This window comes from Chryseobacterium sp. T16E-39 (assembly GCF_002216065.1).
Classification (GTDB): Bacteria; Bacteroidota; Bacteroidia; order Flavobacteriales; family Weeksellaceae; genus Chryseobacterium.
Map to the genome: position 1 here is coordinate 2,639,399 of NZ_CP022282.1, position 14,513 is coordinate 2,653,911.

The 14,513-nt window shown below is 34.9% G+C and carries 13 protein-coding genes; 3 read left to right on the plus strand and 10 right to left on the minus strand.

Features of this window, described 5'->3' with window-relative positions; genetic code table 11:
- Nucleotides 1-108: 108 nt before the first annotated feature.
- The 8 genes from CEY12_RS11920 to lpxB all read right to left on the minus strand — a co-directional run bounded on the left by CEY12_RS11920 (nt 109) and on the right by lpxB (nt 9,491).
- Nucleotides 109-1,644 carry a TlpA family protein disulfide reductase gene (locus CEY12_RS11920; protein ID WP_089027906.1) on the minus strand — a complete coding sequence of 512 codons (1,536 nt, stop codon included), beginning with the start codon at nt 1,642-1,644 and terminating at the stop codon, nt 109-111.
- Between the two features lie 135 nt (nt 1,645-1,779).
- Nucleotides 1,780-2,547 carry a succinate dehydrogenase/fumarate reductase iron-sulfur subunit gene (locus CEY12_RS11925; RefSeq protein ID WP_089027907.1) on the minus strand — a complete coding sequence of 256 codons (768 nt, stop codon included), beginning with the start codon at nt 2,545-2,547 and terminating at the stop codon, nt 1,780-1,782.
- A 24-nt stretch (nt 2,548-2,571) separates the two neighbouring features.
- On the minus strand, nt 2,572-3,147 hold the full coding sequence (locus CEY12_RS11930; protein ID WP_089027908.1) for a hypothetical protein: 576 nt from the start codon (nt 3,145-3,147) through the stop codon (nt 2,572-2,574).
- 5 nt (nt 3,148-3,152) lie between these two features.
- Nucleotides 3,153-5,165 (minus strand): fumarate reductase/succinate dehydrogenase flavoprotein subunit, encoded by a 2,013-nt coding sequence (locus CEY12_RS11935; RefSeq protein ID WP_089027909.1) that lies wholly within the window; start codon nt 5,163-5,165, stop codon nt 3,153-3,155.
- 15 nt (nt 5,166-5,180) lie between these two features.
- The gene (locus CEY12_RS11940; RefSeq protein ID WP_089027910.1) at nt 5,181-5,843 is read right to left on the minus strand and encodes a succinate dehydrogenase cytochrome b subunit; all 663 of its coding nucleotides are present in this window, start codon (nt 5,841-5,843) and stop codon (nt 5,181-5,183) included.
- A gap of 145 nt (nt 5,844-5,988) precedes the next feature.
- The gene (locus tag CEY12_RS11945; RefSeq protein WP_089027911.1) at nt 5,989-7,758 is read right to left on the minus strand and encodes a ComEC/Rec2 family competence protein; all 1,770 of its coding nucleotides are present in this window, start codon (nt 7,756-7,758) and stop codon (nt 5,989-5,991) included.
- A 160-nt stretch (nt 7,759-7,918) separates the two neighbouring features.
- Nucleotides 7,919-8,164 (minus strand): FAD-dependent oxidoreductase, encoded by a 246-nt coding sequence (locus tag CEY12_RS11950; protein ID WP_228409683.1) that lies wholly within the window; start codon nt 8,162-8,164, stop codon nt 7,919-7,921.
- 223 nt (nt 8,165-8,387) lie between these two features.
- A complete protein-coding gene (lpxB, locus tag CEY12_RS11955) occupies nt 8,388-9,491 on the minus strand; it encodes a lipid-A-disaccharide synthase (RefSeq protein ID WP_089027913.1) in 1,104 nt (367 codons plus the stop codon).
- Between the two features lie 78 nt (nt 9,492-9,569).
- Here lpxB and CEY12_RS11960 point away from each other — a divergent pair, with 78 nt between their 5' ends.
- Both CEY12_RS11960 and CEY12_RS11965 read left to right on the plus strand, forming a co-directional pair.
- The gene (locus CEY12_RS11960) at nt 9,570-10,079 is read left to right on the plus strand and encodes a DUF2480 family protein (protein WP_089027914.1); all 510 of its coding nucleotides are present in this window, start codon (nt 9,570-9,572) and stop codon (nt 10,077-10,079) included.
- Between the two features lie 118 nt (nt 10,080-10,197).
- Nucleotides 10,198-10,851, plus strand: coding sequence for a DUF937 domain-containing protein (locus tag CEY12_RS11965; RefSeq protein ID WP_089027915.1), 654 nt, complete (start codon nt 10,198-10,200; stop codon nt 10,849-10,851).
- Between the two features lie 55 nt (nt 10,852-10,906).
- Here the strand turns inward: CEY12_RS11965 and CEY12_RS11970 are convergent, their stop codons facing one another.
- Nucleotides 10,907-11,026, minus strand: coding sequence for a 30S ribosomal protein THX (locus tag CEY12_RS11970; protein WP_089027916.1), 120 nt, complete (start codon nt 11,024-11,026; stop codon nt 10,907-10,909).
- A 342-nt stretch (nt 11,027-11,368) separates the two neighbouring features.
- Here CEY12_RS11970 and aspS point away from each other — a divergent pair, with 342 nt between their 5' ends.
- Nucleotides 11,369-13,123, plus strand: coding sequence for an aspartate--tRNA ligase (aspS, locus tag CEY12_RS11975; protein WP_089027917.1), 1,755 nt, complete (start codon nt 11,369-11,371; stop codon nt 13,121-13,123).
- 48 nt (nt 13,124-13,171) lie between these two features.
- Here aspS and CEY12_RS11980 read toward each other — a convergent pair whose 3' ends face one another.
- The gene (locus CEY12_RS11980; RefSeq protein WP_089027918.1) at nt 13,172-14,443 is read right to left on the minus strand and encodes an adenylosuccinate synthase; all 1,272 of its coding nucleotides are present in this window, start codon (nt 14,441-14,443) and stop codon (nt 13,172-13,174) included.
- Between the last annotated feature and the right edge of the window lie 70 nt (nt 14,444-14,513).

The window sequence follows — 14,513 nt, forward strand, 5'->3', positions numbered from 1 at the left end:
ATTTCTATTTTTTCTATATAATGATGTCACCTTTCGGCTTCATTTTGCAAAAATACAATAAAAAAAACCTTATCCTAGGATAAGGTTTTTCATGTATGTTAAAGTTTACTATTTTGTTGGAACTGGCTGAGGATTTGCAGATTGAGGATTCACCTGCTGAGCAGATGGATCAGCTCCAAAACCTGGCTGTAACTGAACATTAGGATTAGCCTTTGGAGCGGAAAGCCCTGTTAGTTTATCCAAAATGGTTACCAATTCAGGTTCTCCCAGATTAACAAAAGATCTGCTGGCAATCTTTCCGTCTTTGTCTATGATCACAAAGCAAGGAAGTTTAAATCCATAAATACCATATTTTTTAGCAACATCAGAATTCAATCCACCATCACCATAAACATTAGTCCCCTGGATTCCTTTTAGTAAAGAATTGCTTGTTTTCACAAACTGATCCTTCGTATCATCAACATTTACAAATACAAAATTCATTTTAGATTTATAAAAATTAACAACTTCTTTTAACACAGGAACTGTAGCTTCACTAATATATGGATTCCAAGATGCATAGAAAAACAACATATAAGGTTTCCCTTTATTTTCAGAAATCTTATACGATTTTCCGTCTTGTTTTACTAAAGATGCTTCAGGAGCAACTTCTCCAACCTTCACTCCATTTACAGCAATCTGAATTTTATTAAGATCACCCTTAATCGTAGCATCCTTGATATCTTCATCAATGATTTTTTTGATTTTGTCTGTAACTTTAACAGGTGAACCTGGATGGATATCAGACTGAGCCATTACAAAAGCTAAAAGATAATCTTTAGCAGTTTGAGAAATATCCTTTTTTGTCTTTAAATATTGTGTAAATAATTCTGAAGTAGTAACATCAGTCTTATTTTTACTATTTGCTTCCGCATATTTTTGAAAATCAGGACTCATTTTAGCCAATAAATACTGTCTGTAATAAGGGTTTTCCTTAATCATCGTTTCTTTATTTTCCTGAAGTTTATTTTCATAATCAGTGAAAGCCTTTCCTACTTTGAATGAAGGATTACCAGACCCCTGTCTCATTTCATACTGACTGATAATAGATAATAAAGTACTTGAAAGATCATTCTTCTTCCATTGCACTACTTCATTATCCGGACTGAATTTTTTAACGTTCTCTTCAATATTGTTATTGATATCTTTTTCAACTTTCTGTATCCCCGCAAGAAAACCTCTTTCATCCTTGGTCATTAGCTCATTCATGTTTACCGTCTGAGCATAGTTGGTAAGATATTTTTGGGAAGCTGTAAAGAAATCATTATTCTTTTTTGCATCACCCGTAATAACATAATCATTTGGGAAGTTCATTCCACTTCCTGAAATATTAAGAGTCTGCCCTCCTTTTAGGTATACCAAATTTTGCTTTCCAGCATAAGAAATAAGATACATCCCATTTTTAGGAGCTTCAAAACTTCCAGAGAATGTCCCATCATTTTTCACTCCAATATTTGCTAAGGGCAATGTGGCGACTCCTGAAGCTTCGATAAATTCAATTCTTTCCAGTGGAGATCCGCCTGTTATTTTTCCTTTTACTTCTACTTTTTTAGAGCAAGACATTACAAATATTGCAATGATAAACAATAAAAGATATTTTTTCATTTTGATTTTTATAATTAAACAAAAATAAGTTTTTCAATATACTTAATACAATTAAATAGTACTTTTTATGAAAGATTTAACTAAAAAAATCGTCATCCTATAAGGAGACGATTTTTTCATTGAGCTGAACTCGTTTTATCCTTTATCAACCAGCGCTGACATGTACTCTCTGTTCATTCTGGCAATATTTTCCAAAGAAATTCCTTTTGGACATTCTACCTCACAAGCACCTGTATTTGAACAGTTACCAAATCCTTCTTCATCCATTGCCTTTACCATATTAAGAACTCTCCTTTTTGCTTCAACTCTACCCTGAGGAAGTAATGCATATTGAGAAACCTTTGCTCCTACAAATAGCATCGCAGAACCATTTTTACAGGTAGCCACACAAGCTCCGCATCCGATACATGCAGCAGCATCCATAGCTTTGTCTGCATCTTCTTTAGGAACTAGTATTGCATTTGCATCAAGTGTATTTCCAGAGGTATTCACAGAGATGAAACCACCTGCTGCCATCACTCTGTCAAACGCACTTCTATCCACCATTAAATCCTTAATTACAGGGAAAGCAGCACTTCTCCAAGGTTCAATAACGATTGTTTCACCGTCTTTGAACATTCTCATGTGAAGCTGGCAAGTCGTGATACCCGTATCCGGACCATGAGCTCTACCATTAATATAAAGAGAACACATTCCGCAGATTCCTTCACGACAGTCGTGATCAAATGCGATAGGTTCTTTTCCTTCGTTAATTAAATTTTCATTAAGGATATCCAACATTTCTAAGAATGAAGAATCTGTTGATACATCCGATATTTTATAAGTCTCAAACTGACCTTTGGTTTTGTTATTCTTTTGTCTCCAAATTTTCAGCGTAAGATGTAAGCCTTTTTTTGCACTCATAATGTTATATTTATAGATTGGAGATTATTTTGTAGGTTTATCTGCGTTTTCGAATTTCATATCAGCAAGGAGGTTCAAAACCTTATTCGATTTTTTATCCTTTAATTCCTGATACTTTGCCATTGCTTTTGCAATATTCTCAGATTTATCATCGTCTGATTTGGCATATATCTTTTTAGTATCATTCTTTACAACCTGATAGAACAGTTTTTTATCTCTAAATTCAGCCGGGTTCAATGGTTTAAGGCTCACGCCTGCCACAAAAGCACCCATTTGTCCTTCTGCATTTAAAACATATACTGAATTAGGTTCCAGATTTGCTTCTACATAATCTCTGTTTTCTGAACTTGCCCAAAACAAGTGCTGTCCTGGCTCACATTCATAAACTAAATACTTTCCACTAGCAATTGATCCTAAAAATACATCTTTATCATACACTCTGAAGTTGATCAAAAAACCAGCTCCCGTTTTTAATATGTATACTAAAGATTTTCCTTCAGAAGGTTTATCAATTGCCTGAGTCGTTACTTTTTGAGAAAAAACAGTAGAAAATCCAAAGAGAACTACAAAAAACAATATTACTTTTTTTAAACTCTCCATATTTATTATTTGTAGCTTCTTGTTTTAACCTCGATGTTGTCATATATCAAGTCTTCTTTATGCAGAATCTCATGATTGATATCTGCTCCCTGATATTCCCAAGCTCCAACGTACTTGAAGTTTACGTCATCTCTTTCTGCTTCTCCATCCGGAGTTGAGTGATCTTCACGGAAATGTCCACCACAAGATTCGTTTCTATGTAATGCATCGATAGCCATTAACTGTCCAAGTTCCAGGAAGTCTGCCACTCTGAAAGCTTTTTCAAGTTCAGTGTTCATTCCTTCTCCTTCTCCAGGAACTTTTACATTTTTCCAGAAGTCATTTCTCACTTCTTCGATTTCCTTAATAGCTTCTCTTAATCCTTCAGGCGTTCTTCCCATTCCAACTTTGTTCCACATAATATTTCCTAATTGCTTATGGAAGTGGTCTACAGAATGAGTTCCTTTATTATTTAAGAAGAAATCAATTTTCTCTTTAATTCCTTTTTCAGCTTCATCAAATGAACCTGAGTCTGTTGGAATCGCACCTGTTCTGATATCTGCAGAAAGGTAATCTGCGATTGTATAAGGAAGTACAAAATATCCATCTGCTAGACCTTGCATCAATGCAGAAGCTCCAAGTCTGTTTGCTCCGTGATCTGAGAAGTTGGCTTCCCCAATTACGAAACATCCAGGAATTGTAGACTGAAGGTTATAATCAACCCATACACCACCCATTGTATAGTGTACTGCCGGGTAAATCTTCATTGGAGTTTTATAAGGATCATCCGCTGTAATTTTTTCATACATGACGAATAAGTTCCCGTATTTTTCTTCAACCCAGCTTTTACCTAAATCGTAAAGTTGCTGATCTGTAGGATTATGAACGTGTTTTTCAATAGCCGCTTCTCTACCTTTTTTCATAATCTCTGTAGAGAAATCAAGATAAACACCTTCTTGTGTATCATTATTTTCAATTCCGAACCCAGCATCACATCTTTCCTTAGCTGCTCTTGATGCAACATCTCTAGGAACTAAGTTACCGAATGCCGGATATCTTCTTTCTAAATAATAATCTCTGTCTTCTTCTTTAATATTTTCGGGTCTTAATTTACCCTCTCTGATGGCCACTGAGTCTTCAATCTTTTTAGGAACCCAGATTCTTCCTGAGTTTCTTAATGATTCTGACATCAAAGTCAATTTAGATTGTTGTGTTCCGTGAACCGGAATACAAGTAGGGTGAATCTGCACATAACAAGGATTCGCAAAATACGCTCCTTTTTTATGGATTTTCCAGGCTGCAGAAACGTTTGAACCCATTGCGTTGGTAGAAAGGAAATATACATTCCCATATCCTCCAGATGCTATAACAACTGCATGTGCAGAATGTCTTTCAATTTCACCGGTAACAAGATTTCTTGCAATAATACCTCTCGCCTTTCCATCTACAATAACAAGATCCAACATCTCATGACGGTTGTACATTTTAATTCTACCTTTACCGATCTGGCGGCTCATTGCAGAATATGCACCTAATAATAACTGTTGACCTGTCTGTCCTTTTGCATAAAAAGTTCTTTTTACCTGAACTCCACCAAATGAACGGTTATCTAACTGACCCCCGTAATCTCTACCAAATGGAACCCCTTGAGAAACACACTGGTCTATAATATTTGCTGAAACTTCAGCCAGTCTGTATACATTTGCTTCTCTCGCTCTATAGTCACCCCCTTTGATCGTGTCATAAAATAATCTATAGGTAGAGTCACCATCACCTTGATAGTTTTTAGCAGCGTTAATACCTCCCTGAGCTGCAATAGAGTGCGCTCTTCTTGGAGAATCCTGATAACAAAAAGCTTTTACATTATATCCTTGCTCAGCCAAAGTAGCTGCAGCAGAACCTCCTGCCAAACCTGTACCTACAACAATAATATCAATCTTATCTCTGTTGTTTGGTGCAACAAGGTTCATATGGTCTTTATGATGCTTCCATTTGTCCTTAAGAGAACCAGCAGGAATTTTTGAATCTAACTTACTCATATTAGTATATTGATATTATTGAGTTATAAAATGATAAACTGCGATAAAAATAAACCCAAAAGGGATAAGGATTGAATACCAAGTTCCTATTGCTTTAATTACCGGAGTATATTTTGGATGTCTTGCTCCAATTGACTGGAAAGAAGACTGGAATCCGTGAGCCAGGTGTAATCCCAATAAAACAAATGAGATCACATATAAAGCTACTCTCCAGATATCAGCAAACTTCTCATGCAATTCCGGCCAAAAACGTTCTGCATCAGGAGCCAATACTTCTACATACTTGTAGTTTATTTCATGAATCCAGAAATCATAAAAATGAAGCGCTAAAAACGCTAATACAACAGCTCCGGAAATAATCATATTTCTAGACATCCATGAAGAATTCACAGATGCGTTGTTAGAATCATATTTAATCGGACGTGCTTTATTATTCTTAATCTCCAATACAAATCCCATAATAAAATGGAAAAGTACTGCGAAACCAAGAATAGGTTGCATTAAGAATTGAACAAAAGGATTATACCCCATAAAATCAGATGCTGTATTAAATGCATCCCGATTTATAACAGATAATAAATTTGTTGTTAAATGCAGTATAAGAAAAATCAGCAAAAACATAGCTGATAATGCCATAGCATATTTTCTACCTATCGTAGAACTCGTTAAACCTGCCATATTAAGTTTAAATTTGAATTTCTACAAAATTAGGAAATGTTAACAATATTATAAAGTGAGAAATCTCACTATTAGCCAGTTTGTAATCTTTCTAAATAAGAATGAAAAATGTAGTAAATAAAAGGAAAATTAAAAAAATTAACAATTACTTTATATCATAAATTTTGCCATTGTAAACAATCCTTTTTGCCGACTTAGCTAAACTTTTTATTTCAATGCTTTTTAATCTCCGGAATGTAGTATAAGGATTAACTATATATCTGATATTTTTCTTGTTGTCAGAATTATTTGTACTCCAAAAACACGCTCTATTGCCTTTTTTGATTAATACCCCTTTATCTTTTCCCATACTGAATATCAAAATTTCTTCCTTCACATTCTCCTTAATGTTAAAACTTATCCGGGCAATATAAAACAATAAAACTGTCATCATAAATACCAGTTTATTTTTTAAATTAAACTCAAGAATAACAAATCTTAAACGATATAGTATGATCAGTAAAATGAAAACCTCAACCAGATTTAATGGGATATTTTCAAAAAATAATATATCAAACCCTGCGAACCAGTGAATAGCCCTTAATAAAAAATCGATCGTCATGTCATAGACCGTATTGACAATATCCAGATTTATTTTTAATGTTATTAAAATGGTCATAATCAGGGAGAATATAATAATCAACTCAGAAAAGGGAACAATAATAAAATTAGCAACAATTGAAATGAACGAAAACTGATGGAAATAATAAAGAACTAAAGGAAAAGTAGCAAGTTGCGCTGAAACCGAAATAGAAACGGTATTAAAAACAAGCTTCTTTAAATAATTATCCTGCTTAGGAAACCATTTTAGAATAGGTTCATTCAGCCAAAAAATTCCTGAGACTGCCATAAAACTCAACTGAAAACCGACATTAAACAACTGATGGGTATCTAAGATCAGAATAATAAAAGCAGATAAAGCCATAGCATGCAAAACATCAGGTTTTCGCTGAAGCAGAACATACATAAAATAGGCAGTAAGCATAATACATGAGCGCAGCACCGAATTTCCAAACCCAATGAATCCGGCAAACATCCAGATAAATACTAAGCTCATAATGAGTACATACCTTCTTAATTTTAAAGGAAAAATCAATTTAAGAAGATAGTAGAATAAGCCAAAGACTACCATGATATGGGTTCCGGAAATGGCAAGAAAATGCACCAGTCCTGATTTACTAAAATCTTCTACAGTGGAAGGATCCATTTCCGTTCTGTCCGCAAGGATGATTCCCTTCAAAAATTCTCTGCTTTGAATAGAAACACTTATCTTATCTATGCTTTGTAAGACCTCAAGTCTTTTTTGTTGAATCCGTTCTTTAAAACTAAGATCGGTTCTGGCTGCTGATAAGACATCATCATAAACATACATTTGGTAGGCAATATGCCTTCTCTTGAGATATCCGGAATAATTAAATTGAAAATCATACAAGGGAGGTTTTACTTTACTAATAAAAACCTGTGCCTTATAATAATGATTAAAATCCAGCTGAGCCCGAACCTTAGGAACATATAAAACTGAAGTAACATTCATTTTCTCAACCCGACCAATGACTTCATATTTTCTATACTTATCCGTTGAGTTCAGCTTTCTCGATATCTTAAATGTCATAAGTCCCTTAGACTCTTTCAAATCATTCTTATCATAAAAAGTATTAAACGAGTGCAAAATAATTCCTAAGAAAAAAAACATGGAGGCTAAAAGAATTGCTCTTATTTTCGACATATAATAAGAATGAAAGAATAATAAAATGAGCATTCCTGAAAACATAAATATGATAATGCCAATTGAAGTTTTACCCCATAAAATCTGATCCTGAAAAAAGATTCCGAGGATAAACCAGATAGCAAGAATGAGATGTGGTTGTTTATTCAATTTAAAATTTATGTTACTCAAAAATATTTATTGAAATAAAAATTTGCACATCAAAGCTTGGGAATTTTCAAAACAACATCAAATCTGTTTATAAAAGAAAAATCGCAGAAAAAAATTCCTGCGATTTGTTATAAGTAATTAAAATATTTTAAAGCAATACTCATTTAATCTCTTCTGCGGCTGCTTCACCTGAAACAATTGCGCCCTCCATAAAGCCCTGCCAATCTGCCAGGTGTTCTCCTGCGAAATGTGTATGTAGAAAAGGCTCTTTCAAAACCGGCCTGATGCGAAACCACTGTCCCGGTCCATAAAGTGCATAAGCTCCTTTTGAGCGATCATCATTTCCCCAGTAATGTACCAGACATTTCAGTGGTCCATGTAGAATACACAGGGAAGGTAGGACCACCGGCCGCAAGCAGACCTTGCCGTAGAAAAGACCTTCTCGTTGTTATAATTTGTTTTATAGGTTATTCGTTTTTTAAAAAAATGCGTTTTAAAAAAATGCGTTTCAAAAAAAACATTTCTGTCAATAAAGATATCCGCATTATAAAATTAATAAAAAATCACGGGGGTAAAATAAAAAAATCGCAGAAAGAATTCTGCGATTATATATCATTATTTACATTATTTCAGCTTTTTATAATCACCTCAGCTGCATGGTCACTCGCTCCCCTTCCACCAAGCTTTTCTCGTAAAAGCTGATAATCATTTAAAACTTTTAATCTTTTTTCGCCTTCCAAAATCTTTTTCAGTTCTTCAACTAAATTTTCAGTATTCAGATCATTTTGAATTAATTCTTTTACCACTTCCCTATCCATAATGAGATTGACCAAAGAAATATAATTGATATTCTTTACCAACCGTTTGGCAATGGCATAAGAAATTTTACTTCCGCGGTAGCATACCACTTCCGGAACATTAAGTAGTGCTGTTTCCAAAGTCGCTGTTCCTGAGGTTACTAAAGCTGCTTTTGAGCATCTTAACAAATCATATGTACGATTGGAGACGAAATGAACATTGTCATCTACATAATTTTGGTAAAACTCTTTAGGTAAGCTCGGTGCACCTGCTATGACAAACTGATATTCTTTAAAGTAAGGCCTTACAGAAAGCATCATTTCAAGCATTTTTTCAACTTCCTGTTTTCTGGATCCCGGTAGCAAAGCGATGATCTCTTTTTCATTTAACCCATTCTCTTTCTTAAAAATGGCAGTATCAATGTCTTGTAAATCGGATATAGCATCCAGTAAAGGATGTCCGACAAAATGGGAATGCACCCCATGTTTTTTATAAAAATCCTCTTCAAATGGAAGAATAACCATCATTTCATCCACATATTTTTTAATAATCTCAACCCTCCCTTCTTTCCAGGCCCATAACTGAGGAGAAATATAGTATACAACCTTAATTCCCAGTGTTTTAGCAAATTTTGCTATTCTTAGATTGAATCCAGGGTAGTCAATCAGGATCAGCACATCGGGCTTATTATTCTTAATATCTTCTTTACAGAATTTAATATTGTTTAAAATAGTTCGAAGATTCATAGCAACTTCCAGGAAACCCATAAAAGCCAGATCACGGTAATGCTTTACCAAACTTCCTCCCTGTTGGCTCATTAAATCTCCGCCCCAGAATCTAAATTCTGCGTTCGGATCTTTTTTCCGTAAAGACTTCATTAAATTACTTCCGTGTAAATCCCCTGATGCTTCTCCAGCAATGATATAATATTTCATTTCTATAATAAGGATAGAGAACAAATTAAGACTTGTTGAATCTTAATTTGTAAATTTGCTCAAAGATAATGATAAAAAATGTCAGAAGAATTTGAAATCAGAAATAAAGTAAATGAAAGCGGTTTAGTGAATTTTGATCTTGCCACACTTCTTCCGAAAGGCGTAAGAAAGGGTATAGATTTGAAAGACTTTCTTTTTCAGGAAATGATCCTAAAAGAAAAGGACTTCCGTGAGCAGGTGGCTGCAATTAATACTGAAGAATATACGGATACCTATATATACATTTATAATTCAGCAGATGCAATCGTTCCTCTTTGGGCGTATTTTGTAATCACTGCTAAGCTTACCGATGTTGCAAAAAAAATAGTTTTTGGCAATCGCGAGGATCTTGAAGTTATATTAATGCACAATGCCATTCAAACATATGACTTTGATGAGTTAAGAGGCAAAAGAGTTCTTGTAAAAGGATGTTCAGATAAAGAAATTCCGGAAAATGCATATGTTGAACTTGTTGAACAATTAAAGCCTATCGTTAAGTCATTGATGTTTGGAGAAGCATGTTCTAATGTTCCTATTTTAAAAAACTAAACACGATACCAGGCACTTACATAAAATAACAAACTTTAACAGTAATTTTAGATTAAAAAAATTGTTAGGGAATATTTTTTGATAACTTTGGTTTACTAACAATTTAATAAACACAAAAATGAGTTTAATCGATTTGCTTACAGGGAACACCAGCAACCAGGTTGCAGAACAGGCTGAGAACAAATTTGGAATTAGTAAAAATCAAATTATCGCTTTGTTAGCTGTAGCAGCCCCATTAATTATTTCATATTTAAGAAATAAATCTCAAGATTCTAAAGAGGCTGAAGCTTTAAATAACGCTTTGGATAAAGATCATAACGGAAGTATCCTTGATGATTCCTCACAAGTAGAAGCAAGACAGGCAGAAGGAGGATCAATTCTCAGTCATATTTTTGGTAACGATAAACAAAATGTAGAAAATCAGTTATCGCAAAATACAGGAATCTCAATAGATAAAATAGGCCCGGTTCTGGCTATGCTTGCTCCACTTATCATGGGCTATATCGGTAAAGAAAAACAACAGAACAATGTTGGTGCAGGAGGCCTTGGAGATCTGCTGGGTGGAATTCTTGGAAATGCATCTAACCAGGCACAAACTCAACAATCAAGTCCCTTAAATGACATTCTTGGAAGCGTACTTGGTGGGGGCGGACAATCTCAATCTTCAGGAAATCCACTAAATGATATTTTAGGAAGTGTTCTTGGAGGAGGCCAGCAAAAGCAACAAGAAGGTGGATTGGGAGGCATCCTGGGAAGTATTTTTGGAAAATAATTTAATTTATATAAAGAAAAAGACCAAGGATTTATCTTTGGTCTTTTTTATTCTGTTACTTCTTAGATTTCTCTTCTGAAGCTGTTAATGATTTTGAGGCTTTTCTAGGTCTTCTTTTTCCGTAGCTCCCATTATTAATTTTACCTCTTCTCGATTTTCTGTCTCCTTTTCCCATAATAGATTATTTGTTGGTTCTTACGAATGTAAGAAAACTTGCATAAATCACCTGAACCGTGGCTGTTAAAATTTTTATAAATAAGCATCTAAAATCTAAAAGTTAAACTATAGCTGATGGCTACATTTCTACTCACAAATTAATTGTATTATTTAGAAAACAGAATAAAGAAAGCCCCTAAACATTAGTACGCCAGACCTGTTTGTAATACACTGGATTGCCAAAAACTGATGAAAAGAAGTTTTTTATTTATAACACCTCCAAAAATCTTATCTTTGCACTTTAAAATTCAGCCCTTAAGAAGGCTGATATCTAAAGTCTAATATCTAACATCTAAAACAAATGTTTCGATCGCACACAAACGGAGAATTATCTCTAAAAAATCTTAATGAAGAAGTTACACTTTCAGGATGGGTACAAACTATCCGTGATAAAGGATTTATGATTTGGATAGATCTTCGAGATCGTTACGGAATTACTCAGTTGGTTTTAGATCAGGACCGCTCTTCCGCTCAATTGATGGATGAAGCTAAAAAACTGGGCCGTGAATTTGTGATTCAGGTTACCGGAAAAGTTATTGAAAGAGTCAGTAAAAATCCTAATATTCCAACCGGAGAAATTGAAATTTTAGTTGAAAAACTAAGTGTTCTTAATGATTCCCAACTTCCTCCCTTCACGATCGAAGATGAAACGGATGGTGGTGAAGAATTGAGAATGAAATACCGCTATCTGGATATCAGAAGAGCTCCGGTAAGAGATAAACTGATTTTCCGTCACAAAATGGCGCAAAAAGTAAGAAATTATCTTTCAGAAGAAGGTTTTATTGAAGTGGAAACTCCTGTCTTAATTAAATCTACTCCGGAAGGAGCCAGAGACTTTGTTGTTCCGAGCAGAATGAATCCGGGACAATTTTATGCATTGCCTCAATCTCCACAAACCTTTAAACAGCTTTTAATGGTAGGTGGAATGGACAAATATTTTCAGATTGTAAAATGTTTCCGTGATGAGGATCTAAGAGCCGACAGACAACCAGAATTTACACAAATCGACTGTGAAATGGCTTTCGTTGAGCAGGAAGATGTAATGAACGTATTTGAAGGAATGACAAAAACCCTGATCAAGGACATTACGGGTCAGGAATTTGGAACTTTCCCAAGAATGACTTTTGCTGAAGCTATGCAAAAATATGGAAACGACAAACCGGATATTCGTTTCGGAATGGAGTTCGTAGAGTTGAATGAATTGGTAAAAGGAAAAGATTTCAAAATATTTGATGATGCTGAACTGATAGTAGGGATTAATGTTGAGGGATGCGCAGATTACACCAGAAAACAAATCGATGAATTGGTAGATTGGGTAAAGCGTCCACAAATAGGAGCTTCAGGAATGGTTTGGGCTAAATTCCAGAACGATGGAGTAAAAACATCTTCTGTAAACAAATTCTACAATGAAGAAGATCTTGCTAAGATCATCGAGAAATTCGGAGCTAAAGAAGGAGATTTAATGCTTATCCTATCAGGAAATGAAAATAAAGTAAGAGCACAGCTTTCCGCATTAAGAATGGAACTTGGAAACCGTTTAGGACTGAGAAAAGGAAATGTATTCGCTCCACTTTGGGTAGTCGACTTCCCATTATTGGAATTTGATGAAGAAACCCAGAGATATCATGCAATGCACCATCCTTTCACCTCTCCAAAACCTGAAGATATTCATTTATTGGAAACTGATCCTGGTAAAGCGCGAGCAAATGCTTACGATATGGTTCTTAACGGAAATGAAATCGGTGGTGGATCGATCAGAATTTTCGACAGAGATCTTCAATCTAAAATGTTTGATCTTTTAGGATTCTCAAAAGAAGAAGCAGAAGCTCAATTTGGATTCTTAATGAACGCATTTAAATACGGAGCACCTCCGCATGGTGGTTTAGCTTTCGGATTTGACCGTTTAGTTGCTATTCTTGATGGAAATGAAGTGATCAGAGATTATATTGCATTCCCTAAAAATAATTCAGGACGAGATGTAATGATTGATGCGCCCGCTGCCATTGCAGATGCACAGCTTGATGAACTGGAATTAAAATTGAATTTAAAAGCATAAATTTAAAGCGAGGTAAAAACCTCGCTTTTTTATTTTAAAACTCTTTTTTTAATTCATTCTTATAATCTCCTCTCTACCTGGTCCCGTAGAAAGATAGCTTACCGGAATCTCAAGTTCTTTTTCAAGGAATTCTAGAAATTGAGTTAATTCTGTGGGCAAAGAAGAAGCATCTTTACATTTCGTGAAATCTGTATTCCATCCTTTTATCCATTGCAAAACCGGAATTTCTCCTTCATTACCAGCCAATCCCGAGATTACCTTAGATGGATGATTTTCCATTTGATAGTGCGTACATACTGCTATTGATTCAAAGCCATTCAAAACATCAGCTTTTGTAAGAACCAACTGGGTCACACCATTAATCATCACAGCATATTTTAAAGCAGGAAGATCCAGCCAGCCAACTCTTCTCGGCCTTCCCGTATTAGAACCAAACTCATTTCCTTTGGTTCTTATCTCATCCCCCAATTCATCAAAAAGTTCTGTTGGAAAAACTCCATTTCCTACCCTTGTACAATAGGCTTTTGTAACACCATAGATTTCACCTACTTTTTTAGGCGAAATACCTAAACCGCTACAGGCACCCGATGCAATTGTTGTTGACGAAGTTACGTAAGGATAAGTCCCATGATCAATATCGAGTAACGTTGCCTGCGCGCCTTCAGCCAGGATATTTTTCCCATCTTTGATTGAATTGTTTAAAAATACTTCGGCTTCAATCATACGAAATCTTTTCAAAAATTCTACAGCATCAAAAAAGTCATTCTTCAGGTTTTTCAATGGAGGAAGCTTTTGACCATACTCTATAAGTTGTTTATAATCCCTTTCCAGAATATGATTTATCATTTCTTTAAAATCAGGTTTCATAATATCTCCCACTCTTACATTCTGTCTCAGAACCTTATTTGCATACGCTTGTCCTATTCCATTCTTTGTCGTTCCGATCGTATGATAAGATGGATTTTCTTCCATAAATACATCGAGCAGTGAATGAGTGGGTAAAACAAGATGAGTCTTTTTAGAAATAGCAAGATACTTTTCAACCTGAATTGTTGCATCAAAAGACTGTAATTTCAACACTTCCTGCTTAAAATTAACAGGATCCAATACCATTCCTGCTCCTATTATATTTTCTACACCCTCCATAAAGATTCCTGAAGGAAGAGATTTTAATGTTATTCTCTTCTCGTTACGCTCAATGCTATGTCCTGCATTTGCTCCCCCGTTGAAACGGGCTACAATGTCATAATTTTGACTGATTAAGTCGATGAATTTACCTTTTCCTTCATCTCCCCATTGTAAACCTAATACAATATCCATACTATATAATTTATCTTTTTTACAGAGCAAATCTATAGCATGTACAGCAGGAGGCAATTGTCATTTGACA